Source organism: Paenibacillus sp. PL91, from assembly GCF_012935325.2.
In the GTDB taxonomy this organism is placed as follows: Bacteria; Bacillota; Bacilli; order Paenibacillales; family Paenibacillaceae; genus Pristimantibacillus.
On record NZ_JABBYG020000001.1, the window covers coordinates 1,029,788 to 1,053,726 of the forward strand.

Sequence of the window (23,939 nt, forward strand, 5' to 3'; positions counted from 1 at the left end):
ATACTACAATGATAACTGTATCGTGAAACAAACTATCTAATTTTGGGAGGTCTTTGTATGAAGAGAACATGGTTAGTCTCCGCTATCGCTATACTCACCTTGTCGATCCTATTTACAGGCTGCGGTAAGAACAGTACAGACAATAGCAGCCCAAAGGAAAATGTAACACCGAAGAATACAACGGAATCGAAAGAAACAAAGGATCCAGAACCGGTAAAGAAAGTGAAAGTCAGATTATCGTATTGGAACAAAGAAGACAGTGTAAAGACACTTCTGCAATTATTCAAAGATAAACTTCCTGATGTAGATGTAGAATATCAGTTCATCGATAACAAGACGTACGCAGATGTCATCAAAACACAACTTGCAGCAGGCGAAGGTCCTGACATTATCGGTGGAATAATTGACGCTAATACCGTCAAAACAGGTTACTTCGAAGATTTAACAGAACGCTACGCTAGCAAGTATTATGAAACCGGCACGTCCACCGTAACATTTGATAATAAACTGTACGGGTTGCCGCAAGCGAGTTGGTTTAACGGGGTTTTCTATAACGTTGAACTATTCACCAAATATAACTTGAAAATACCAACAACGCTTGATGAGTACTTCCAAGTAGCGGATGTGCTGAAGAAGAATGGCATCAAACCCCAAGCGATCGGTCTAAAGAATCCTAACGTAGCGGGCCAGTCCTTCCTCGGTTTGGCATTAAATGATTTTATCGGCACAGAGGAAGGGAAAAAATGGAATAACGATTTTGGTAAAGGTAACGCGAAAATAGCCGATGCGCTGGAGCCTGCTTTGACGACATGGACTGAATACTTGAAACGCGGTGTCTTCACCAAAGATATGCTTGGGCTTGAAGAAGAACAAGCCATAGACGAGTTTACAAGCGGCAAGGCAGCTATGTTCCAAGCAGGGCCTTGGTACATGGAAACCTTTAAACAAAAAGCGCCAAACATGAAGATTGATATGTTCCCGAACTTGGGCACTAAAGGCGGCCCGGGTTGGATGGTCGGCGGTCCAGGAGTATCATTTGGTTTGAATGCGAAGTCCGAAGTCAAAGATGCGGCGTACAAGGTGCTTGATCTGTTATCCACACCAGAAGGTCAGTATGCTTACTGGGCCGATAATAAAGGCGGTTCATCTTTCTTGAAAGGCGTTACTTTTGAAATGCCAGCTGAGTATAACGGTGCTCAAGAAGCTTTCAAGGAGGGTAATGTCATGTTCCCTGTTAATAATTGGGGCGTTGCTTTTGCTGCTTTCACAGATCTGGGAAAAGGTATTCAAGAACTCATAGCCGGTATCAAAACGCCTCATCAAGTGCTAGAAGCGGTAGACAAGAAAGCAACTGAACTGCTGGAGAAATCTAAATAGGCCGTATAAAATACAAGGGGCAAAGCGATTTGCCTCTTGTACATCCTATATGCTAAAGGTTGTTACACATGAACAAAACAAACATTTTCAAACGAGAGATCAATTATGTTCTGCTTCTGCTTCCTGCCTTACTTATTTATTGTACCTTTTTCATATTTCCGACGTTAAAGACCGCTTTATACAGCTTTACAAACTGGTCGGACGTGCATCCGGCTGCTGTCAAATTTGTTGGTCTAGACAATTATATCGCTTTATTTAAAGATTCAATCTATTTGACAGGTATTAGAAACACTTTAATCTATGCGGTACTCGCGATGCTTGGACAGAATATACTAGCCATTCCATTAGCGGTGTTTCTCAATAAAAAATTAAAAACAAAAAATCTGCTGCGAGCCGCGTTCTTCCTTCCTGCGGTGTTCAGCGTATTGGTTATCGGTTTTCTCTGGAATTTTATGTACTCACCCTCCGACTTTGGCTTGATTAATCAGCTTGTAGTCGCTCTTGGCTTTGAACGCATCAATTTTCTCGGAGATCCTCATCTTGCACTTTATTCGGTCATCATTGTCTCCGTATGGCAGTGGGTTGGTTACACAATGGTTATTTATTTGGCCAACTTGCAGAGCATCTCAATAGATTATTACGAAGCGGCGAAGATTGACAGAGCGAGTGGGCTGCAAATGTTCCGCTATATCACACTTCCTCTATTGCTTCCGGCGATCACTTTCAATACGGTTATGGGGATGATAAACGGCATGAAGGTATTTGATATTGTTTATGCCTTGACTGGTGGTGGTCCGGGGTATTCTACGGAAACGATCGTATCACTCATGCTCAAGAAAGGGCTCAGTGAAGGGTTCTATAGCTACGGAGCCGCGTTCGGTATCGTCTTCGTTATCCTCGTAGGCATCATCACCTTTATTCACATTTCACTAATCAAGATGTGGGAGCGGCGGTAATCATGAATCGATATACTAAGGAAACTGCTGTCACGGAAATTCTTATGCTCGTCTTAGCGGCGATTTTTATGATCCCAGTTTACTACTTGATCATCACGACATTTAAGACGCCAGCTGATGCGGTCTCTCATCCGTTGGGCCTTCCAGTTAACATCACGTTCGACAATTACATTCGTGCCTTTAAGGCAATGAACTATTTTCATGTGTTGGGAAACAACCTTATCATTACGATTTCCTCCGTTGCGGGTATTGTAATGTTTTCTGCGATGGCTGCTTACAGCTTGATACGACGCACCAATCATTTCAATCGGATCGTGTTCCTTTTATTCATGGTTGGGATGATGGTACCATACCAAATGGGGATCTTAGCACTTTATAAACAGGTAGCCCAGCTTGGGCTTATGAATACCTTCACGGGCATTATTCTAATAGAAATTTGTTACAGCCTTCCGTTCTCTATCTTTTTAATTAAAAGCTTTATCAGTTCTACCGTTCCATTTGAACTGGAAGAAGCGGCAAGAGTAGACGGCTGTGGGGTTTGGAGAACATTCTGGCAGATTGTGTTCCCGTTGCTTACGCCGGTAATTGCCACTGTAGCTATTTTGAATACACTTGCTGTGTGGAATGATTTCATGACGCCATTGTTGTTCTTGCAATCCCGTTCGAAGGGTGTACTGCTCTTAGAAGTATTCCGCAACATTGGGCAATTCTCGACCGACTGGACGAATTTCTTCCCGATGATGCTCCTGGCGGTTGCACCACTCATTCTGTTCTACATTTTCATGCAAAAATATATCATTAACGGCATCACGTCCGGCTCGCTAAAGGGATAGGAGCTTAAAGCTTTGCAAGAGAAAGCTTTGAAGCTGAATACTTCTATTCCTAGATTGTGCGCTTGAGACGAATACATGAAAAACCTTGAACCAAATGGTGAAAGGTCTTATGTATTCGTCTTTTTCGCGTGCGATCGACCGGCCTTTGCCGTCGATGGCATCTCTTTTTCTTGTCTATACTTCATCCGATAAATAAAACAAACCAAGCCCCAGGGTTGTAACGATGTCTGCGATCGCAAGACGCTCAAAAACACCGTTCAGAGTAGAACGGTGTAAAAAACAATCCTTGTTGAACTAACGCATCCGTTTTTGATACAAGTTTTTTTTCTGTATGCTTGAATTAAAGTGTGACAATAATCGGACCATTTTTAGTAAGGATAATCGTATGTTCCAATTGAGCTACATAGCTTTTTTCTGTAGCATAGGTCCAACCGTCTTCTTTTTGGAATACTTCTTCTTCTAAGGTTGAGATAAATGGTTCGAATGCGATAACCATCCCTTCCTTTAATAATTCATCATCCCATGTATCATTATAATTATAAATATGGTTAGGTGCTTCGTGTATGCTACGTCCAACACCATGTCCTGTAAGGTTTTTGATAACAGTGAATCCATGCTGTCTCGCTGTTTCGAATACTGCTCTTCCTATTCCACTTTTTTTGGAACCGGGTTTTGCTCTCTTAAGACCTGCTTCAAATGCCTTTTTAGCAACGTCGCATATTTTCGTTAATTCTTCTTCTCCTTCTCTTACTACAAATGAGATTCCTGTATCTGCGAAATAACCGTTCTTTGAAGCAGATACATCTATATTTACTAGATCCCCTTCATGAATAACCCGATGGCCCGGAATACCATGTGCCACTTCTTCATTAAGACTAATGCAAGTATAGCCAGGAAAATCATATTCACCTTTTGGAGCTGAAACTGCACCTGCTTTTTCTAAAAGTTCTCCGGCTATATCATCGAGTTCTTTGGTCGTTATGCCAGGAATTGTTCTTTGTACCAATTCATCTCTAATGAAGGCAACAATTTTGCCGATTTCCTTCAAACCATTAAAATCTTCTTCTGTTTTTGCAATCATTTTTTCTTTTCCTACCTCCATAATCTATCTCAGTATTAATTATACATTATTTTTAATAACAGAAAAGGGATACGACTTCGGCTATGGCGACTTCCACTGTATCCATCTCGCTTTTTTCACCCTTTTATGGTTGCGATTTCCAAACTCTTGTCTTTGCTTTTCGAACTTGGCTTCAAATTCAGCATGCATTTGCTCGATGCGTTCTTGAAGCGCTTCTCTTTTTGAAATCGCTCCGGAAAGTGATTTCGCATGTTTCTCTTGCTCTTGGCTTCGTAGCTCGAAAAATTCGCGCTCTTTTTCGAGCTTCATCTCATTGATCGCATTTTCATTCTGCTTTTTCAAATCCGCAATTTCAGTATTGAAGCCTTTGGTTTTTTCTGAAATTTCTTGCTCCAATCCCTTCACCCGCGCACTTAATGCGACCGCTTCGTCAGCTTGCGCTTGCATCGATTCTATTTTCTTGTCCAAACCATCGATTTTTCGTTTTTACCGGCAATTTTCTCGTCTTTTTCAAGCAGCGAGCCGCTTATCGGCAATGGGTACACATTCTTGGCCTTTTTCGACATTCGGTACATATTCTTGACATTGCACATTGCCAAGAAAATGTACCGATAAAATAAAAAACGCGATTTACGCGGTAATTAATCGGCTCGTATTCTTGTCATCCGACATAACATCATACCAAGGGGTCTTTTTGTTTCTTAAACCTCGAATTTCTTCATATTAGGAATGCTGCCAAAACGACAAACCCCCGACTCTTGTTACTTGACCAGAGTCGGGGGTTTCTTCATTAAGGATATAACGTTTATGGAGAAGCTAACGGCGCCGTCGATTCCCGAATGACCAGACTCGTCGGGAGCATAATCTTCTTGCCACCGACGGCGCAGCCGTCTATCAAATCGAGAAGCAACTTGGCGCTCTCGCTGCCGAGGGAATCGAAATCCTGCTTTACGGTGGACAGCGGAACCTTCGAAAACCTAGAACCCGCGAAGTCGTCGAATCCCATAATGGAGATCTCCTCCGGAATGTGGACGCCTAGTGTCGTTAATTGTTCGACCGCCTCCAGCGCTTTGCGATCGTTAACGCAAAATAATGCCGTCAGCTCTTTCCGTCTAATGCGGGGAAGCAACGCGGCGTAGTCCAGCTCCTTCTCCAGGAACTGAATCGAACTGTCTTCCTCGATATCCGAGTCGGCCAACGCATTCCTGTAGCCGTTAAAGCGGTCGACCTCGGAGCTGAGATGATAGTCATATGCGGCAAAGCCGATGTGACGATGCCCGAGCCCTATCAAATATTCCGTCGCCTCGTAAGCGCCGTCCTGATTGTTGCACACCACGCAGTTCACCGGCATTCCGTTAGGGAAGCGGTCTAGCATCACGAAGGGCATCCTTCCGCTCTTGAGCTGCTTCAAATACGATTTGGCGGCATTCGGGTCAGAAGAATAAATTAATAAACCGGAATAGTCCGATAGGTTGATCTTGCTGATCAGCTCATCTTCCTGCTGCACATTGTTTTCGATAAATTCGATGACGAGACGATAATCATGTAAGGTTAGGAGAGACTGTATCCCTTTAATAATCTGCATATAAGAGCTGTCATAGATTTCGGTGCCGGAGATGATGAACACGACAAGACGCGACATCGAGCTCTGGACGTCACTCTTTTTGTCCGCGACGAAGCTTCCTTTGCCCCTGACCCGATAAATCATCCCTTCGTTCACCAGATCGGACAGCGCCTTGCGCACCGTAATCGAGCTGACGTCCAGCGTCTCCGCCAGCTCCGATTCGCTGGGTATCCGATCATGGGGCTTGAACTGGCTGGCGCCGATATGGTCGATGATATAATCCTTCACCAATTCGTATTTGGGCAAGTTCTTTCTAGCCATAGCATTCTCCGTTATCTCATCTTAGTTTCGAAAAGTCACTAATTATTATAATAACAGAGATTAGTTCATATAATCAATTCTTTCGATCTCGCAGCAGAAAGGCAACCGTGCTAAATCCGAATGGGGCAAAAGACAGCTTATAACGCGCCTCTCCGCTTCGCACCGCGGGAGCTTCAGACGATAGCGCCCGAATCAAACCGCCGTCAAGCTCCACAAGTTGCGCTTCGCAAAGCTTTCAGTTTGCTTTTATCATTCCGCTTCAACTCTTCTTCGATTTCATTAAAATGGCGATCACAGAAAACAAGCCGATATCGGGTGTTCCGCCCAATATCGGCACGCTCATCGCTGTTACTGGAACAGTTTTTTAGCCATAGCCGCGAGATCTTCGATATCGATTTTGCCATCATGGTTCAAATCCGCTTTGCTGTACTGATCCCAATTCGCATCCACAGATGTTTTGCCGTACGCCGCGGAAATAATAGCAAGGTCGCCAATGGAGTATTTGCCGTCTTCGTTCAAATCTCCTGAATGATCCACGCCGACAATTTGAATGCTGTGAGAAGCTCCCTCCAGCTGGAACTCCTCGCCCTCGCCGTCCGCCAGAATGGAATCGGTCAAGGAGACGATTGTGGTGACGGTCTCCCCGGTTGCTTTCGCCTTGAAATGCAGCGTAAGCATATCACCGTCCGCTTTGCCGTCGAGTTTCACGAGCAGAAGTCGAACCTGTCCTTGCGATGGTTTCTGACCGACAATTTTGACCTCTTCTGTTGCCTCTTCTGCAGACACGAATTCCAGCTGATCCGAGTTATAGTTGAAGGTTAGGTCTTGGGCATAGACAGACTGCTCAACATGGTTCAGACCGTACTTCACATTGAAGCTCTGTCCCGCTTGGATCTCGGAAGGCCCGGTAACGGATGCTTCAGGGGCTTCGGAACCAGCTACCCGCCCGAACACTTTGAAATCCCATAACGAATAGCCGTACATTGTGCCTCTGGACGTGCCGTAAATCCGAACATATCTGGCTTCGGTTTCTTTGAATAGAACGATATCGAGGCCGCCGTCTCCAGTCGTCGTGCTGTAGACATCGGCCCATTTCTCTCCGTCGTTCGATAATTGAATCTGGTAGGCTCTACCATAAGCGGCCTCCCAATCCAGATTGACGCGACTGATGCGGCTCGGAGCTCCTAGATCTGCCTGAATCCATTGCGGATCGGTAGATTCGGATGCCCAGCGCGTTTCGCCGTCGCCGTCATTTGCATCTGCCGCCGGGTGCGTGCTCTCCGAGGAAGAAGCGGTAATCGGTTTTCCTTGAGCCAGTTCAACCAGCTCCGGACCGTTTGGCGGCGTTAGGTCCAGCTCCGGATTGGCCAGATCAAGCTTATACATCATCTGGTTGTAGTTGTAGCGTGGCATAGCGGGAGATTCCGTGAACATATTCGTGAAGGTTGCCTCGAAATAAAGGAAACGTCCCTCGTCCTTGATGAAATATTCATGCTGGGAAGGATTATAGAAGGAATACTCGTTGTGGGTGATGATTCGTTTCGCAACTTTCCATGGTCCGTTTGGTGCAGGCGCTTCCGCAAACCAGATTTCGCCCAACAGCGATGTTCGGCCGAATTTCTCCTGACCGATCATCACGTAGCTTTGGCGATATTCATTCCATTCGACTGAGCTTTGGGCGAGTCGAATCTCGTCACCTGAATAGGCATCCTTCAGCTGGAAGTAACGTTCATCGTCTGACTTGATTAACCCGAGCTGGATCAGCTCTTTCTCCTGATCCTGGGTAAGCATTTGCGTATTCTTCTTCCAGCCCCATACCAGGTTTCCTTCGGCATCGCGCTCCAGCTGCGTGTTAGCCCCTTCATACGTCGTTCCCCGTGCAAGCGGCGTGAACGATTCGTATTTGGTGTAATCCACAATCGCATCCATCTTTGCCTCTACCCGAAGGTTCGGATACTGATGTTGGGTGAAAATATAAAACCCTTTGCCGCCATCCTCGTAATAAGTCCCTTGTCCGTCCTTGCCTGCATAACGCCAGTCGCTCGTTCCTGGGAATTGGACAAGCTGCTCGAACTCTTGTTTCTCGTCGTTGAAGATGAGAATGCCGTAAGAATTAGGTTCGGGTTTATGCGTGCTGTAAGCGGCCAGCAGCCGTTCCTCGCCGTTCTCGTCTTCTACGGTCATCAGACCGAATATCCAAGCAATGTTCGCTCCGTCGGGAAGCGGGGGAACCAGACTTTTCACAAAGCCGTCCTCGCGGGTAATATAATCCAGATCGACGCCGACATCGAGATCGAGGCCTTGACTCGGCAGCTTTGACGTCGCTCCCGTCACGCGGAAGTTCCCGAGCGGGTAAGCCGCGCGATCCGTATCGCCCCAGAACCAGTACAGCTTATCCTTGTATTCGATCGTCTGGACGGAATCCTGGCCCATGACCTTGCCGTTCAGAAGCGGCTCATCAATTAGCGTAGTTTCGCCGAGCAGGACGCTGTCCCGGTAGATGCCTTGGCCGGTTACCCGGTACAGGCGCTCGGCGATGTTGATCCGGTTCATCGTAAGCATAGCGCTTCCGCCCGGCGTCACGTCGATTGCTTGGCCGCGATTGCCGAACATATCGGTAGGAACTTCATATCCATGGCTGTACATGTGGAAGAAAACCGTTTGATTCATCAGTCCTGGTTCGTCAAAGGCGACGTAACCGGCACTGTCCGTGTAATAGCGGATGTTGTTCGTCGTCTTCAACTCCACAGCCGGGATGCCCCGCCCCGTCTCGGCGTCGATGACTTGAATTTTGAACAGTTCCTGATTGTAAACCTGGCTTTGCGCTGGTGTTAGGTCAAGATTGCCTTCTGACTCGCTTGCCGACGCCATATTACCAGGGAATATCGCCACTGCAAGCATGACGCTTGCCATAATTCCAGATGCTTTTCGCAGATTAAATCGCATACCACTTCTTCCTCCGATCATAATCCATTATTTGTTCTATGGGGTCCATCTGCTTCGTAATCCCATAACGAATAACCATGGTGCGTGACTCTTGTCGTACCGTTCATCCGCACCTATTTGGCTTCCGCATTCTTCAGCTCGATTTCGTCAATGCCTCCGTCACCGTTCGTCGTGCCGTACACATTGGTCCAGTTCCCCCATCGGCGGATACCTGAATCTGATACCCGCTAGCGTAAGCTGCTTCCCAATTCTGTACGACTCGATCAATCAGGCTAGAATCGCCGAGATCAATCTGCAGCCATTGTGGTTCGCCTTAATCGGAAGTTCAGCGTGTTGCGGGATCGCCGTTACTCTCATCAGCCGCTGGATGATTGCTTTTGCTTTCCGACGAGGATGCGATTATCGTCTTGCCTTGGGCAAGCTCGGTCACGGGAGGCGTTAAGCCGAGATCCGGATTAGCAAGGTCGAGCTTATACATCATCTGATTATAGTTGTAGCGAGGCGTGGGCTCGTTGTCCGTGTACGTATTCGTGTAGGTGGCCTCTAAGTAAATGTACCGTCCGCGGTCCTTGTCGAAAAACTCGTGATGGGCCGGGTTATAGAACGAGTAGTTGTCATGTGTAATGATTTTTTTTGCGGTTGTCCATGGCCCTTGAGGTAAAGGTGCCTCCGCATACCACATTTCTCCGAGCACCGATGTACTGCCACCCGTCTGCTGTCCGAACATAACGTAACGATTCCGGTAGTCGTTCCATTCCACTGTGCTTCCGGAGAGCGTTACAACCGCATCGGTATCCACATCCTTCAGCTGGTAATAACGCGGATCGTCGGCATCGATGATTCCGAGGTTGATCAGCTCCCTCTCCTGTACCTGTCTGAGAGGAGCCGTATTTTTCTTCCAGCCCCATACGAGATTGCCTCCGGAATCTCGCTCGAGCGATGAGTTCGCCCCGTTGTAGGTTGTTCCCGGAGTAAGCGGGGTGAACGATTCATATTGCGTATAATCCTTAATCGCATCATAGTTCGCTTTGACGCGGAGATTCGGCATCTGATGCTCGGTGAATACCCAGTACCCTTGGCCGTTCTCTTCGTAATAGCTCGCTTGGCCGCCGGGGTGGCGCCAATCGGTTTTGTCCGGGAATTGAACGACAAGATCAAATTGCTCAGTCTCATCGTTGAATTCGAGAATGCCGAAGGCGCTGAACGGGTTATGCGTGCTGTAGCCAGCAAGCAGCTTCTCCTGTCCATTCTCATCCCTTACCGTCATCAAGCCGAATATCCAGGCGATGCCGGCTCCGTCAGGCAGCGGCGGCACCAGGCTTTTGACAAATCCGTCCTCCTTCGTGAAATAATCGAAGTCTACCCCTATGTCAGGGTCAAGGCCGCCTTTTCCCGGAAGTTCGGATGTAGCACCCGTCACGCGGAAGTTGCCTAGAGGGTAGGCTACTCTGTCCGTATCGCCCCAAATCCAGAACAGCTTATCGTTGTATTCAATCGTCTGAACGGAATCCTGGCCCATCACTTTCCCGTTCAGCAGCGGTTCCTGGATGGGGGACGTCTTGCCAATTATGACGCTGTCGCGATAAATGCCCTGACCGGTCAATCGGTACAACCGCTCGGCGATATTCACCCGGTCCATCGTCAGCGTAACACTCCCACCCGGCGTAACATCGACCGCTTTACCATGATAGCCGAACATATCCGCGGGTACCTTGTACCCATGACTGAACATATGGAAGAAGACCGTTTCATTCATAAGGCCCGGCTCTCGGAAGGCGACATAACCTGCGCTGTCCGTATAATAGGAAATGTGGTTAGTCGTCTTCAGCTCCACGGCCGGGATGCCCCGCCCGGTTTCGGCGTCGACGACACGGATACTGAAGGGCTCTTCCGTATAGGCCTGAATTTGCACGGGTTTGTTAGCACTTCCGCTTTCTGCTCTAACGGGCGTTAAGTTTCCTGGCAAGATGGCCATAACGAGCAAGCAGCAAGCCAACAATCCGGATGACTTCCTATGCTTAAATTGCATAATCGTAAACCTCCCTTTTTTGTTCAATGCCTAAAAAATCAAACCTTCCTCCTTTCCTAGAATAAGGCGTCTCATTTACCCAGAGACTCGAATTTCCTTAAGAGAACGGAATGTCGATTCTCTGCAAGTGCAGTCTACGCGAACGAAATACATCAATTTTACAAAAGCATCCGATTATTTATCCTTTTGAATTCCTTGCATCGGATAACAAAAGCTGCCTTTCAACCCGGCAGCTCGTGTTGGATTCTTTAATAACTTTCAACGCCGCTCATGCGTCTCCAGTCAAAGCCGATAGTCTGCAAGAAAGCGCGCGCGAGCAGCATATGGCCGGTCATGCTTGGGTGAACCCTATCAGAAGCTATCGCCGTAGGGTGCACATGCTCTAACATCGGAGCGAATACGGCTTGCGTATCCACGAACAACGCCCCGCAGCGCTCTGCCACCCTTCCGGCTGCCCGTCCGAATTCATCCATCCGCTTCCGCATCCGATCCTGAGTGTTCGGCTCCAGATAGAATGGCGTCATGATGACAAGTCCCTGCAGACCGGGAAGCACTGATTTCACGACTTCCTCCAACGTTTGTTCATATTCCTTAAGCGATAAGTGAGACTCCGGTATGGCAGGCTGATCGAAGTGCCGCCAGACATCGTTGATGCCGATCATGACCGTCAGCCAATCCGGCTTCAGCTCGAGCACGTCCGATTGCCATCTCGCCTTCAAATCCCTGATCGTGTTGCCCCCGATTCCCATATTGGTGACTCGAATGGACAGTTCCGGATATGCGGCTTGCAGCATGGCATCCACCAGCGCCACGTACCCTTTTCCAACACCTTGGAACAGACCTTCCCCGTACGGGAATTTGCGTTCGCAATCCGTAATCGAATCCCCGATCATAACCAGCCGTTGACCTTTTTCAAGCTTGATCATCTTAGCGCCTCCCTACCTCTATCCATTTAAAGACAGTCGTATCGTCTTCACTTCGAATGGACGGAAACGAAGCGACAGGCTGCCGTTCCTGCATGGCAATTCCACTATGTTTCCCTCCAGCATGTCAGTCTCGTAGGCTACATTCACCGGCAATCCGGCATGCAAACCGCAAGACACCGAAGCTCCTTTGCTCTCGTATAATCGGACGATCCAATCGCCCGAGCCATCCTCGGCTAACTTCATTGTCTCTGCAATGACCGTATCCCGATCGACTTGAAGCAGCGATTGTTCCGCTACCCGGCTCCCTTGCGGCGTAAGGCTGACAGGATAATTCAGCTCGTAAGCTTCCCGAACAACGGGACTGTCAAGGAACGATCCGTTCCACACCAGGAACCCGAATGTAAACTGGTGCGTGCCTTGATCGGACGTTTCATCCGGGTATGTTGGCGACCTTAGCAGAGTCATGCTCATCAAATGATCCTGAATCGATATGCCGTATTTGCAATCGTTCAGCAGCGCGAATCCGCGGTTCGTCTCCGCTAATGCCGACCACTTATGCTGGCATACCTCGTAACGGTCTGCGTCATGGGGTCGAGAGGCATGATTCGGCCGTTTGACGTAGCCGAACTGAATCTCCTGCATCGACTCGTTCGCATGGACGCGGACAGGGAAGTCAACGCGGAGCATCTTGTTCGTCTCGTTCCAGTGAACAGTCGTATGGAATTCGATTCGCCGGCTGCCGGAACGGAGTTTAATGTCCTGAACCATCGTCGACTGATGAAGCTTCCGCTCGACGCGGATCGCCGCAAAGAGCGGACCATTCGCCGTAACGGTAATGTCCGCCTTATCGGTCAATTCAACAGGAGACATGCGGTAACGACGGTCGATCTCCCACGCATCGAAGGCTGAAGGCTGATCGCGGTACATCTTCATGACGTTGCATGCATGTGCCGCCCATTCAGACCCGGTTTCTTTGTCAACGATGCTGATCAGCTCGCCCCGTTCGTTAATGACAATCGTCATATATTCGTTCTCCATGCGGGACGCGGTTGCCGTCAAGGCTGCGCGCGCTGCAGCTGGCTTGCTTGCATCGCTGACCGAGTAAGTCGCCCATCCCACGGAAGGTGCTTCGACCTCGGCGTACAAGCAGCCGTCATATCTTTGAACAGGAATCGCTTGCCCGCTTTGGTCTGCAATGCCGTCAACGCCGTCCGGCAGCGCCACAAGCTCTCTCCTGTGCCAGGACAAGGAGTTGAACACCGTGATGCCATCACGTTCCCCATCCGCCAATTTTTGTCTCGTGCCTGCAGCCATGTCAAAGACGGTCTCGTTCAACGCCGCAAGCTCTGCTTGCGCTTCTTCATGAACGCGATGAATAGAGGTCCCAGGCAAAATGTCATGGAAATGCTGAAGCAGCAGCCGTTTCCAAAGACGATCCATTTCCTCGTAAGGGTACTCCTTGCCCTGAAGCTTCTGCGCGGCCGCGCCCCATATTTCAGTTTCGCGGAAACCGATCTCCGCCTTGCGGTTCAACTGCTTCAACTTCGCTTGCGTCGTATACGTCGCCCTATGGGCCGGATAATACAGCTCCCCGACGTATTTGGCATTAGGCAGCCCACGCTCAATCTGATCGTGAAAATATTCAATCGGCGAACCATGCTTGGTACGCGGAACGCCTTCCAAATTGTGGAGACGTCTCAGAAACTCCAGGTCATCCCGGTTCGCCCCGCCTCCGCCGTCACCATGACCGAATTGCACAAGCCGAGTCGCAATATCGTCCTTCTGCACGCGATCATTCCATTGATTAATGAGGAATGAAGGATTAACCCGAATCGGATAATCGCCGTAATCGAGAAGATGCGTCAAGATTTGCGTGCCGTCAATGCCCTCCCAGAGGAAGGTGTTGTACGGGAACGGATCCACGACATTCTCGTAGGTCTGGAACATCTTCACGGAAGCAAAAAAACGAAGACCGCAGCCTTTCATAATTTGCGGCATGTTGCCGGAATAGCCGAATACATCGGGCAGCCAAAGCATTTCGTTTTCCTTGCCGAATTCCTCCAAGAAAAACCGCTTGCCGTGAACGAATTGACGGATCAAGCTTTCCCCTGCCGGCAGGTTCGTGTCGGACTCTACCCACATCCCGCCTTCCGGAATAATCCGCCCCTCCGCTACGCGTTTTTTGATCCGTGCGTACAGCTCTGGATACAAATCTTTGGCCAATTGAAACAAATACGGCTGGCTTTGCGTGTACCGATAGTCGGGATATTCCTCCATTAATGAGAGCTGGTTGGACATGGTGCGGGCAATTTTCCGTTTAGTTTCTTCGATCGGCCAGAGCCAAGCAATATCGAGATGAGACTGGCCCATCAGGTACAGCAAAGGAGAGGTCGATCCATTCACGCACGCCAGGTACGGCTCCATCAGCTTACGGCACTGCTTAACGTTGTCCGTCAGCACCTCCCCCCGCAGACTAAAATCGATCATTGCGATCACTTGATGCATGCAACGGTTGATTTCCGACGCGCGTAGAGAATTCGAATCGATATGTTCACGGACTTGCCATAAGCATTCTAAATCTATAAAAAATTGATAGATTTCTTCTTCGAACACGCATAGATACGATGAACCGAACACAGGCTGCCGATTCGAATGACCGGCATACGCTTCAGCGACGATTTCGAACGTTTCGCCGGCTTTCGCGCTTCGGGTCAACGTCACGCTATCATGCTGAAGATCAAGAGCGCCTCGTACGACCCCATTCATATAGATTGTCGCTTCCGAGCCGAAATCGGCCAAAGCGACCAACCGTTTGCCTTCTGCTTCAGGAGGTACAGTTATCGAGGCTCTGAGCCAAGCATAGATCCAATTGCCGCCCCATCGGTCTCCCACTTGCATAGGCTCGAAGCGGTAATCCCCTATTTTCATATAAGACAGGCGTTCCTTCGTTTCAAAACCAGCGAATTCGACCGGTGCGATTTTAGTATAAATCCATCTGTTTTTTTCCTTCAGCAGCTTCTCGACAAGATACTGAATCTCTGATTTCGTATTCAAGATTCTGCTCACATCCCATAGTTTCGTCTTGAAGAAAAGACCTCTCTATCATTCGTTCAGCCCTCGAGCGATGACGCCCTCGTTGCTGATCCCTGCTTGTTGAACGGTCCGAGCGGCGAGTCGGATAGCGCGTATGCGACCCGGTAATCCGGACCGGTCCATGCGCTCTCCGCCCACCTATAAACGTAACGGCCGTTCCGCTTCCGCATGCTGCGCCCTCTCGGTCTTTTTTTTCCGCAAGCCATTTGTATCAAAAAGACTTACTGCATAGCCCTTTTTGCTGCATCATTATATATTTGCAATACTTTTTCGATATCGCCCATTTTATGAACTTGATCGATAAATTTCTGCCAATTATGAAAGCTTGCCTTGCCTGACACAAATTTTGCCTGCTCTTCCGTAACAAATGTTTTAACCGGGTTCATAATTTCCGAAATTTGCTGGCTTTCATCCTGCGTAAATTGAAGGCTAGGCTCGCTTAACCAAGATGGCACATATTCGTTTTCAGGCATAGGCAAGCTTGTCAGGAACGGCGATTTCTCAATCGGAACCTCTTCGTATTTGCCGCCGAATACCGTATAATCAGTAGCAGCGAAGTCAACGAATGCTCTTGAGTCATTAGCTACCTGCAGACCTGGGTTATGCTTGCGGCTTGCTCTCATGCCGTATTTATCGCCTTCCAGCCACGGATCCGCAGCTGTTTTTAAGGAATCAATGAAGGTCGGATTTCCATCTTCGCCGATCGTATAGGTGGTCCCCTCAATTCCCCAAGTTGTTAACCTAATTATTTCTTCGGAATATTGCAGATCAATAAATTTGATGATTTCTTCTGGATTTTTTGCTTTGGCACTAATGCAGTACGCAGCCCAGCCTAAGTCCGGGGTATTCCCGTTCACGACCTCTTGCCACGCTTTTCCGTATTTTGGATTCTCGGGGTATAAAGAAACGGCATATATTTTACCGTCATTAGCTGTACGGGTGTATTCTCCCGGCGTTGTAAACCACTGCGTCAACCACATGAAATTATCGCCGTTTAGCGCTTTTCTTTGGAGGGTATCGTCCGTATCGATCGTATACTCCGTATCGAGCAGCTTTTCCGAATAAAGCCGGTTGGCAAATTCCAAAGCGTCTTTGTAGCCCTCTTCCAGGACGCCGTATACGTATTTGCTGCCATCCCAGAAAATGTCGTCCTTTACATGGTTGGCGGAGAACAGGGATCGCAAGCTGTTCCATCTTGTAGCGACGGGATACTTATCCGGATAAAGCTCCTTCAGCTTTTTGGCGGCTGCATAAAATTGTTCTAGCGTTTCCGGAATCTTAATGTTGTTCGCCTGAAACACATCGTAGCGGTACGACGACGTATTCTGAATCAGCATGCCTTTATCCTCAGGGTATCTTGGGGTTGACGTTTCTTTGAAATAATACATCTCGCCATCGGCATTCGTTACTCGCGCCATTCCGTTTTTAACTTCGCTGAGATAGTTCGTATAGTTAGGCATCAGATCCTTGTATTGACTCAGCTCCAGAATCTGGCCCTGCTCCGCCATTTCAGTCGTATCGTAAAATAGTGGGGTCACGAAAAAGTCCGTCAAATCATCGCTTGCGATCATCAGTTTAACTTTTTCGTCATATTCGGAGGATGGAATATAGTTATATTCGATATCTAACTTCTTACCTAACTTTTCTTCCATTACTCTTTTCCACTCTTTTCCAACCATACTATTTTCGTTATCTACCCCTCCCGACGGCAGCGTCACGGAGAAGGACAGTGTTTCGCCTTCGGATTCTTTCGATTCATTTTCTGCAGGTTCATTGTTGTTTGTACAGCCTGTTGCGGCAAAGGCCAGCATAAAAGCCATGATCAAACTGAGCAATTTTGTCATTTTGTTCATTTTTAGAACCTCCCTTTTGATTGAAATTTAGATGGTTTTAGAATGTATTGTAAAAAGCCTCTGTCACCTCCCTTCTTGTCTCCCCTTTAACCCTTAATGGATCCGATCAGGATGCCTTTCGTGAAGTGTTTTTGGAAGAAAGGGTAAATGCACATAATCGGGAACATGGTGATAATGATAACGCTCATTCGGACGGCCTTCGGATCAAGCGCATCCCCCGGCGCGTTAATGGCAACGCTGCTGCCTGCTCCCGTTCTGCCTTGGATCGCGTTCGTATCCAACGTGAATAGATAGTTCCTTAAGATCATTTGCAAGGGATACTTATCCTGATCTTGCAGGTATACTAACGCCTCAAACCAACTGTTCCAGCTTCCTACAAGCCCAAACAACGCGAATGTGGCAAGAAGCGCTTTCGACAGTGGCAAAATAATCCGGAACAGGACCACAATATCATTTGCTCCGTCGATGAGCGCGGAATCCTTCAACTCTGACGGAATATTCATAAAAAACGTTCTAAATAGAAAGACGTTGTATGCACCAACCGCTCCAGGCAGGATCATAACCCAAACCGTATTGAGGAGATCCAAGCTGCGCATGAGCAAATATGTAGGAATCAATCCGCCGCTGAAAAACATCGTGATCATAAGAAAGATGGTTAGAAACTTCTTCCCTACAAAGCCCGGGATGGTAAGCGGATAAGCCATTAATGAAGTAAACAGCAGCATGATGCAGGTAGAGCCAGCCGCGTAAATAATTGAATTCACATACCCCTTATAGATGTAGGGATCTTTGAAGACGGTCGTGTAAGCCTCAATCGTGAAGCCTCTTGGCAAGATCGTCACCCCGCCTGACGAGATATAGCGGGCACTGCTCATAGAAGTGGCGATAATATTGAAAATCGGATATAACACAACGATTAGAATTAGAATCATGATCAAGATATTGATCAAATCAAACACTTTGGAGCCAACGGTTTCATTTCTTGTTTTCAATATGCCCACCTCCTAGAACAAGCTTGTTTCAGAAACTTTACGGCTAACCCAGTTCGCAAGGAACAATATGGTGAAGGATATGATAGACATAAACAATCCGATTGCCGTCGTGTACTCGTACTGCGCGCCCAAGATCCCTTGCCGATAAACATAAGAGCCGATGACATCCGCCACGCTGTACGTTTCAGGCGAATAGAGCAATATAATTTTTTGGAAATCATTACCTAATATCCCACCAATCGCGAAGATGAGCAATATGACCGTAGTAGGCCTAATTGACGGCCACGTAATATGAACCACTTTCTTCCATCTACCCGCTCCATCCACTTCCGCCACATCGTACAGCGTAGGATCGATTCCACTCATGGCCGCAAGGTAGATAATCGTTCCGAAACCGATGCCCTGCCAAATGCCGGATGAAATGAAGATCGTCCTAAAAAAATCCGGCTCGAGGAGAAACATGATCGGGGTTCCACCTAAATAAGCAATGATGTCATTAAAGAGTCCATCTCTGGATGCAAACTCTTTCAGCAAACCAGCAACGATAACGACCGATATAAAGTGCGGGAAATAAGAAACCGTTTGCACGAGTTTTTTGAAGCGCTTACTTCTTAGCTCGTTAAATAACAATGCAAGAATGATCGGAGCTGGGAATGACCAGAACAACGTATAGATGCCCAGAAGCAGCGTGTTTTTTAATATCCGGAATGCCATGGGATCATTGAAAAAGGTTTCGAAGTACTTTAAGCCAACCCATTCGCTCCCCATAACGCCCTTAGCAGCGCTGTAGTCCTTAAAAGCGATTAATATCCCGTACATGGGGAAATACGCAAAAATCAAAATCGTGAGAAATCCCGGCAGCACCATGAAATAGAGATATCGATGTCTCCACAATTTGGGCAGCATTCTCTAACACCCTTTCAATATGAACTTAAATTCTTTTGCATTGGAATCCCGGTAATCACGCTGATTGCCGAGAAAGCGTATTCATTTTTTCGCTAAAAAGTAATGCAGCTTCCGGCTGGAGTCCAATCCGCAAATGCCGTACCCGATCCACCTCCAAAGTTATTATGCTAATAAAAAAGTAACACATACTATATTTACCGTCAATACGTTAAATTTATATCATAAGTTCGTTTTAGTTAGTATACATTATGCAACGCCATGAGCTATAATGGAGCAAATGTCTATCCGAGGTGAACATACATGAGCAAGAGCGAAGCGACATTGCCCAAGTATCAGCAGGTGAAGGACTACGTGCTGTTACAAATTGAGAATAAAGAGCTGGGAGAAGACGGACGAATTCCAAGCGAATCAGAGTTTTCCAAGTTATTGGATGTCAGCTCGATTACGGTTAGAAAAGCTTTGACGGAGTTAGTTAATGAGGGGGTCATCTATCGGGTTAGGGGAAAAGGAAGCTTTGTTTCCAATCGGGCAAGCACGCCCGCGGATAAACCGTCGCATTACGTTACCCTTATTATTTCCGGCAAGGACATGTACGATAGTTCATACATGCAGATCATAAAAGGCATTCAGTCGTTTCTAAGCCAACAGGATTGCAAGCTCATAATTGAATTTGTAGAAAACGACTTTGAACAGGAGCGCGAGCTCCTTCTGAAGCTGATGCAAACCGAAACTCGGGGGCTTCTCATTTATTCTGCCGATCCCGATGCAGCCAAGGGGTATTTGAATGAGCTTCGAAAAAAACGAATACCTTTTGTTATGCTAGACCGCAGCCCGTCTGGTTATCCAGTCGATAGCGTGACCTGCAACAATCCCGATGGCGCTTATGAAGCCGTCCAATATTTGATCGCTCAAGGCCATACGGATGTCGGATTCGCAGCTTACGATTTTCATCTCAGCACGGAGGTTGACCGGTACAACGGATACCGCCATGCCATGGCAGACGCTGGTCTTGCTCCTAGCCCTAACATTTTGTTTCTCCAAAAGAAGCTGGACTACAACAAGATGGCGAGCCTCATCCATCACGGAGAGCTCTCTGCCCTCTTCTGCGCGAATGACAGGCGCGCCTTGGAAGTCATCGATCAACTTGCCGTATATGGCGTCAATATCCCGGATCAAATGTCCGTCATGGGCTTCGATGATTTCGAAGTCTCCAAGTTCGCCAAGGTGCCTCTATCAACCGTCAAACAGTATTTCGAAACGTTAGGCTACGAAGGCGCCAAGCTTCTATTCGATAGCAGCAGGGACGATATTCCACACAGCTACAAGAAGATCTTGCTGTCAACCAATCTGGTCATTCGCAATTCAACAAAGACATATCCTTGAAAGGAGATGATTAATCATGAATTTAGCAGAGCAACGCTTGCAGTTCGAAGCAATCAAACGCAATTACGAGAGCGTTAAAGTCAACTTACGCGGTGTCAAAGGACGGCAAAGTCGATCTGTACAGCAGCATTGGTGATACCGAGGTCGGACGAATCGTCATTGACTATCCGTTTAAGAAGGAAGGTCCGATAGTCACGTTCTAAACAGCGGACAACCACCAAACGTCCATTTCCCCCTCCCCTAAGAGCATAAGATGGACGTTTGGCTAAAACCTCTGTTGTAACCCAAAACAGTATAACAGGATTCACAAAAACTCATACAAACCAACATTGCCCTGCTAGGGGCATTTATCAGCTATTCGCTACCGGAAGGAGAGAGTTCATATGGCGTTCAACTTTACGGGGAAAATCATCGTTGTCACCGGCGCCGCAAGCGGAATCGGGCGGGCGATCGCGATCGGATTCGCAAGGGCCGGAGCAGAAGTCGTCGCTTCCGACATACATGAAGGCAATCTGCTGCAATTGCAGGAAGAATTGAAGCTCGAGGATGTGAGCATTACCATTCAAATCTGCAATGTGAGCGACCAGCAAGAAGTCCTATCCTTGTTCTCGAACTTCGCGCTCGCAAAGGGGCTCGATGTATTTGTCCATTGTGCAGGTATTACCTATACGAAGCACGTGACGGACACCTCCATCGCCGAATACCGCGCATTAATTGAGACGAATCTGTCTGGCACTTTCTATAGCTTGCAGCACGCCGTTAGCCGTATGAAGGAGCACGGGGCACAAGGTTCGATTATTGTCATCAGCTCCATTAACGCGCATCGTCCCTTGCCTTCTCAGGCGGTATATTCCAGTACGAAAGTGGCGATCGAATCGCTTGTCCAATCGTTGGCCGTCGAAGTCGCGCCCTTGCAGATCAGAGTCAACTGTTTGGCGCCAGGCGCCGTGAATACGCCATTAGTGAGAGACGCCAAACCTGCCGCGGCCGACGGAATTAAAGGCTCCACAGGAACCCCCATCCCTGTCGGTTATATGGCAGAACCCGAGGATATGGTGGGAACCGTATTGTTTCTGGCCTCACCGTTGTCGTCATACATGACGGGGGCAAGCCTGGTCGTAGACGGCGGATTGCTTCTTCAAAGATAAGCTAATGCACGCTAAACAATCATAACCAAGGAAATGAAAGATGTTGTATGGATACTGCCCTTGACTCGATGTAAGGTAAAGCATAGCGGCTTATTACGGAGGATTTTGATGATACTCTCTGCATCGTAGGCATTCCTATCTATCATTACGGGGTAATACCAGCGATGCTGTTACCGCTTGCAAAGCAGATGCAATAAAGTTTTCCAATCCTGAAATCAGATGCAGCCGACATACGTGCAAAAGCAGATCACTTGATGGGCAATAGATACCCCCATTAAGTGATCTGTTTTATAATGTTGGGCTATCTCACAATCGTGCTCCGTTTTACGAATCCCATATATTACGAAAGTGGATTTGATGCATTACTTCAAGTATCTTCCCGTAATCGACTGCTCTGCATGGATGATTTGAGGAGATTTGTTTTCTATTCGTAACCCCTCCCGCACTCTTAGCAATCCTTATTATTTATTCGAGTAATTTAAGCATACCTGCCCGTTAGTTTAATAAAAAGTGCAGGCATCTGTAGCGCCTGCTCATTGATGTGTGCTTTTCAACTATCGTTCCCCGTTAGTTGAATGATAAACGATTATTCTTTCAGAACGTCCATCCAATTTGGTGGAAAATCAGCCTTCTGCGGATCTTTTAAGTGCTTCCAGGTTATTAACTTTACATTATTAGGGTTCATAGGAGATATATCGATTGTAAGACTGTCCTTACCAACGGGAATATGTGGTCCAACTGTTGGAACCACTTCAAGGGTTATTAAAAAATGAAATCCTCTAAATCCATTTACCCGTTGCACATTTGTAACATCCACAAAGTAAGGATAAACCTCTGGTGAGTAATTCAATTTATTTGAATATGTCTCATCTATTTTCTTTTCTGTGTATGGCAAAAGAAATAGCATTAGCATGTCTTGAAACCTTAATTCTTTCGACTCTTTAGGTTTGTCATTAGTACTTTTGATGTCAGTTTTTCATTTGCTCCAACGAGATTATTATTTATACCACTCATTGAACACCAGACAAGCAATATTAAAATCAATATTTTTTCACGACAAGAACCCCCAATAGTATGGAGGTATTTTTCCCTAGAATTCATTGTTTATCCTGCCCACAAGTTTAATAAAATTAAGCAGGCTTCTGCAGCGCCTGATCATCGATGTGTCCTGCTCAACTAACGTCTCTCGTTTACGCAACAATAAATCGTGGTACAAAAACTTCAAATCAAATCAATTTGTCTTATATACGGTGTAATGTAAAAACAATCATCAAGTTCTTCTTCAACTTTTGACCAATATATAATCGTTTTTCTATGTAAATCCATATCGCGAACTAAATGTTTCTTTATGTTCTCCCAGATACTCTCTTGGTAATGACCTTCGCTTAAATAGTCATCATAAGAAGAAATGATCAAGCTCAGCAGAGCGAACTTTTCATCTTGGTTCAGATAAGCCGTTTCATAAAATGAAATAAACTCAATAACTCTAGATGAATTGGCAACTTCATGTTCCCAATCTTGCGAAAACTGATCTAATTCCGGAAGCCCTAATTTGTCGTTAAGACTATCTATAGCCCCCCTAGTAATAAAAAACTCATTAGGATCATTCAAGCTGTTTCCTCCAGTTTCTCTAACTTAAATGTTTGTTTTTCACGCTAACTATCTGTTATGGCGGAAACGACAATCTATGGCGTGACGAGCCGATGAAGGATTGATCTAAAGTTATCCGTTAGTTTAACCAACCAATTTCAGTCAGGATGCTAGCAGAATCGTCTGATGCGAGCATTCTCAAATAGGATAATGTAATAGAATCTTCTCCATGTGAATTCCAGCAATGTATCCACCTGACGGTTTCAATCTTAAAGAGATATCGAATGGTTTAAATCCATGCTTTTTATAGAACAAAATTCCTCTTGTATTCGTATTATGACATACAAGTTTGAGCCTCTTTACGTTCAACTTTTGTATTGCAATTGATTCCATCGTTTCAATCAGAAATTGAGAAGCCCCTTTTCCTCGATAACCAGGGGATACAATAACATTGCCTAGCCAGCAAGACCCGTCATCATGGTCATAGAAATTTGCGTAAGATACTGCTTCATCGTTATGTAAAATAATTGTTGGTTCTAATCTATTTTTAACGGCCTTTGTGATTTGTTTTGGTGTTAGAGGGTACACCGCATTTGGGAACATAAAATATAACTCCTCTTCGTTTTGCGGAAAAGAGCACAAAGTTTCAAGATCACTTGGTTGAAGAGATCGATAAGAATACATGTTTATCCTCCAATATTAATGAATGAAGATGATTAAGTATACTTTCTTGACCGACATTCAGTTTCCTTCTTTTGTTTTCAACTATCCTGCCCGTTAGCTTAACACGCCTTACACATCTAGTTTATATTTCTTATAAAGTTTGCTCTTTTAAAAATTGTTGGTAAAACTAGCAACATATTCGTCCTGAACCGATTTATTCCCTCTATTGTTATTGAACATAACTGCCCATTAGCTTAATGCTGCTACCGCCGCGCGCC

At 46.7% G+C, this 23,939-nt stretch carries 20 protein-coding genes and 1 pseudogene; 6 read left to right on the top strand and 15 right to left on the bottom strand.

The window, feature by feature from the left end; all coding sequences use genetic code 11:
* The first annotated feature begins 57 nt into the window (after positions 1–57).
* From HI950_RS04725 to HI950_RS04735, 3 genes are all read left to right on the top strand, one after another.
* Complete coding sequence (locus tag HI950_RS04725; RefSeq protein ID WP_169081355.1) at positions 58–1,377, top strand: ABC transporter substrate-binding protein; 1,320 nt, start codon at positions 58–60, stop codon at positions 1,375–1,377.
* A 68-nt stretch (positions 1,378–1,445) separates the two neighbouring features.
* Positions 1,446–2,333: a carbohydrate ABC transporter permease gene (locus HI950_RS04730; protein ID WP_169081354.1), complete on the top strand. Its 888-nt coding sequence runs from the start codon at positions 1,446–1,448 to the stop codon at positions 2,331–2,333.
* Between the two features lie 2 nt (positions 2,334–2,335).
* Positions 2,336–3,166, top strand: a complete 831-nt coding sequence (locus tag HI950_RS04735) for a carbohydrate ABC transporter permease (protein WP_169081353.1) — start codon at positions 2,336–2,338, stop codon at positions 3,164–3,166.
* A gap of 340 nt (positions 3,167–3,506) precedes the next feature.
* Here the strand turns inward: HI950_RS04735 and map are convergent, their stop codons facing one another.
* From map to HI950_RS04790, 12 genes are all read right to left on the bottom strand, one after another.
* Positions 3,507–4,247, bottom strand: a complete 741-nt coding sequence (map, locus tag HI950_RS04740; protein WP_169082182.1) for a type I methionyl aminopeptidase — start codon at positions 4,245–4,247, stop codon at positions 3,507–3,509.
* Between the two features lie 81 nt (positions 4,248–4,328).
* Entirely contained in the window at positions 4,329–4,694 is a 366-nt protein-coding gene (locus tag HI950_RS04745) for a hypothetical protein (protein WP_187768026.1), read from the bottom strand.
* A 358-nt stretch (positions 4,695–5,052) separates the two neighbouring features.
* Complete coding sequence (locus tag HI950_RS04750) at positions 5,053–6,132, bottom strand: GntR family transcriptional regulator (protein ID WP_169081351.1); 1,080 nt, start codon at positions 6,130–6,132, stop codon at positions 5,053–5,055.
* Positions 6,133–6,480: 348 nt separating this feature from the next.
* Entirely contained in the window at positions 6,481–9,078 is a 2,598-nt protein-coding gene (locus tag HI950_RS04755) for a discoidin domain-containing protein (protein ID WP_169081350.1), read from the bottom strand.
* 133 nt (positions 9,079–9,211) lie between these two features.
* Positions 9,212–9,376, bottom strand: a complete 165-nt coding sequence (locus tag HI950_RS35600; RefSeq protein WP_223285136.1) for a discoidin domain-containing protein — start codon at positions 9,374–9,376, stop codon at positions 9,212–9,214.
* Between the two features lie 27 nt (positions 9,377–9,403).
* Complete coding sequence (locus HI950_RS04760) at positions 9,404–11,107, bottom strand: glycoside hydrolase family 183 protein (RefSeq protein WP_223285096.1); 1,704 nt, start codon at positions 11,105–11,107, stop codon at positions 9,404–9,406.
* Between the two features lie 248 nt (positions 11,108–11,355).
* A complete protein-coding gene (locus HI950_RS04765) occupies positions 11,356–12,030 on the bottom strand; it encodes an SGNH/GDSL hydrolase family protein (protein ID WP_169082181.1) in 675 nt (224 codons plus the stop codon).
* 21 nt (positions 12,031–12,051) lie between these two features.
* On the bottom strand, positions 12,052–15,087 hold the full coding sequence (locus tag HI950_RS04770; protein ID WP_169081349.1) for an alpha-mannosidase: 3,036 nt from the start codon (positions 15,085–15,087) through the stop codon (positions 12,052–12,054).
* A 56-nt stretch (positions 15,088–15,143) separates the two neighbouring features.
* The gene (locus HI950_RS04775) at positions 15,144–15,296 is read right to left on the bottom strand and encodes a hypothetical protein (protein ID WP_169081348.1); all 153 of its coding nucleotides are present in this window, start codon (positions 15,294–15,296) and stop codon (positions 15,144–15,146) included.
* 51 nt (positions 15,297–15,347) lie between these two features.
* Positions 15,348–16,979, bottom strand: a complete 1,632-nt coding sequence (locus HI950_RS04780; protein ID WP_169081347.1) for an extracellular solute-binding protein — start codon at positions 16,977–16,979, stop codon at positions 15,348–15,350.
* An 86-nt stretch (positions 16,980–17,065) separates the two neighbouring features.
* Complete coding sequence (locus tag HI950_RS04785; RefSeq protein WP_169082180.1) at positions 17,066–17,911, bottom strand: carbohydrate ABC transporter permease; 846 nt, start codon at positions 17,909–17,911, stop codon at positions 17,066–17,068.
* Positions 17,912–17,983: 72 nt separating this feature from the next.
* Complete coding sequence (locus HI950_RS04790) at positions 17,984–18,877, bottom strand: ABC transporter permease (RefSeq protein ID WP_169081346.1); 894 nt, start codon at positions 18,875–18,877, stop codon at positions 17,984–17,986.
* 300 nt (positions 18,878–19,177) lie between these two features.
* Between HI950_RS04790 and HI950_RS04795 the strand changes: the two genes are divergently transcribed.
* From HI950_RS04795 to HI950_RS04805, 3 genes and pseudogenes are all read left to right on the top strand, one after another.
* The gene (locus HI950_RS04795; RefSeq protein ID WP_169081345.1) at positions 19,178–20,260 is read left to right on the top strand and encodes a substrate-binding domain-containing protein; all 1,083 of its coding nucleotides are present in this window, start codon (positions 19,178–19,180) and stop codon (positions 20,258–20,260) included.
* Between the two features lie 47 nt (positions 20,261–20,307).
* A pseudogene (locus HI950_RS35605) lies at positions 20,308–20,463 on the top strand (DUF1861 family protein); the annotation flags it as partial.
* Between the two features lie 180 nt (positions 20,464–20,643).
* The gene (locus tag HI950_RS04805; RefSeq protein ID WP_169081344.1) at positions 20,644–21,408 is read left to right on the top strand and encodes an SDR family NAD(P)-dependent oxidoreductase; all 765 of its coding nucleotides are present in this window, start codon (positions 20,644–20,646) and stop codon (positions 21,406–21,408) included.
* A gap of 586 nt (positions 21,409–21,994) precedes the next feature.
* Here the strand turns inward: HI950_RS04805 and HI950_RS04810 are convergent.
* The 3 genes from HI950_RS04810 to HI950_RS04820 all read right to left on the bottom strand — a co-directional run bounded on the left by HI950_RS04810 (position 21,995) and on the right by HI950_RS04820 (position 23,682).
* On the bottom strand, positions 21,995–22,321 hold the full coding sequence (locus HI950_RS04810; RefSeq protein WP_169081343.1) for a DUF3888 domain-containing protein: 327 nt from the start codon (positions 22,319–22,321) through the stop codon (positions 21,995–21,997).
* Between the two features lie 308 nt (positions 22,322–22,629).
* Positions 22,630–23,019, bottom strand: a complete 390-nt coding sequence (locus HI950_RS04815) for a hypothetical protein (RefSeq protein ID WP_169081342.1) — start codon at positions 23,017–23,019, stop codon at positions 22,630–22,632.
* 177 nt (positions 23,020–23,196) lie between these two features.
* Positions 23,197–23,682, bottom strand: coding sequence for a GNAT family N-acetyltransferase (locus HI950_RS04820; RefSeq protein ID WP_169081341.1), 486 nt, complete (start codon positions 23,680–23,682; stop codon positions 23,197–23,199).
* Between the last annotated feature and the right edge of the window lie 257 nt (positions 23,683–23,939).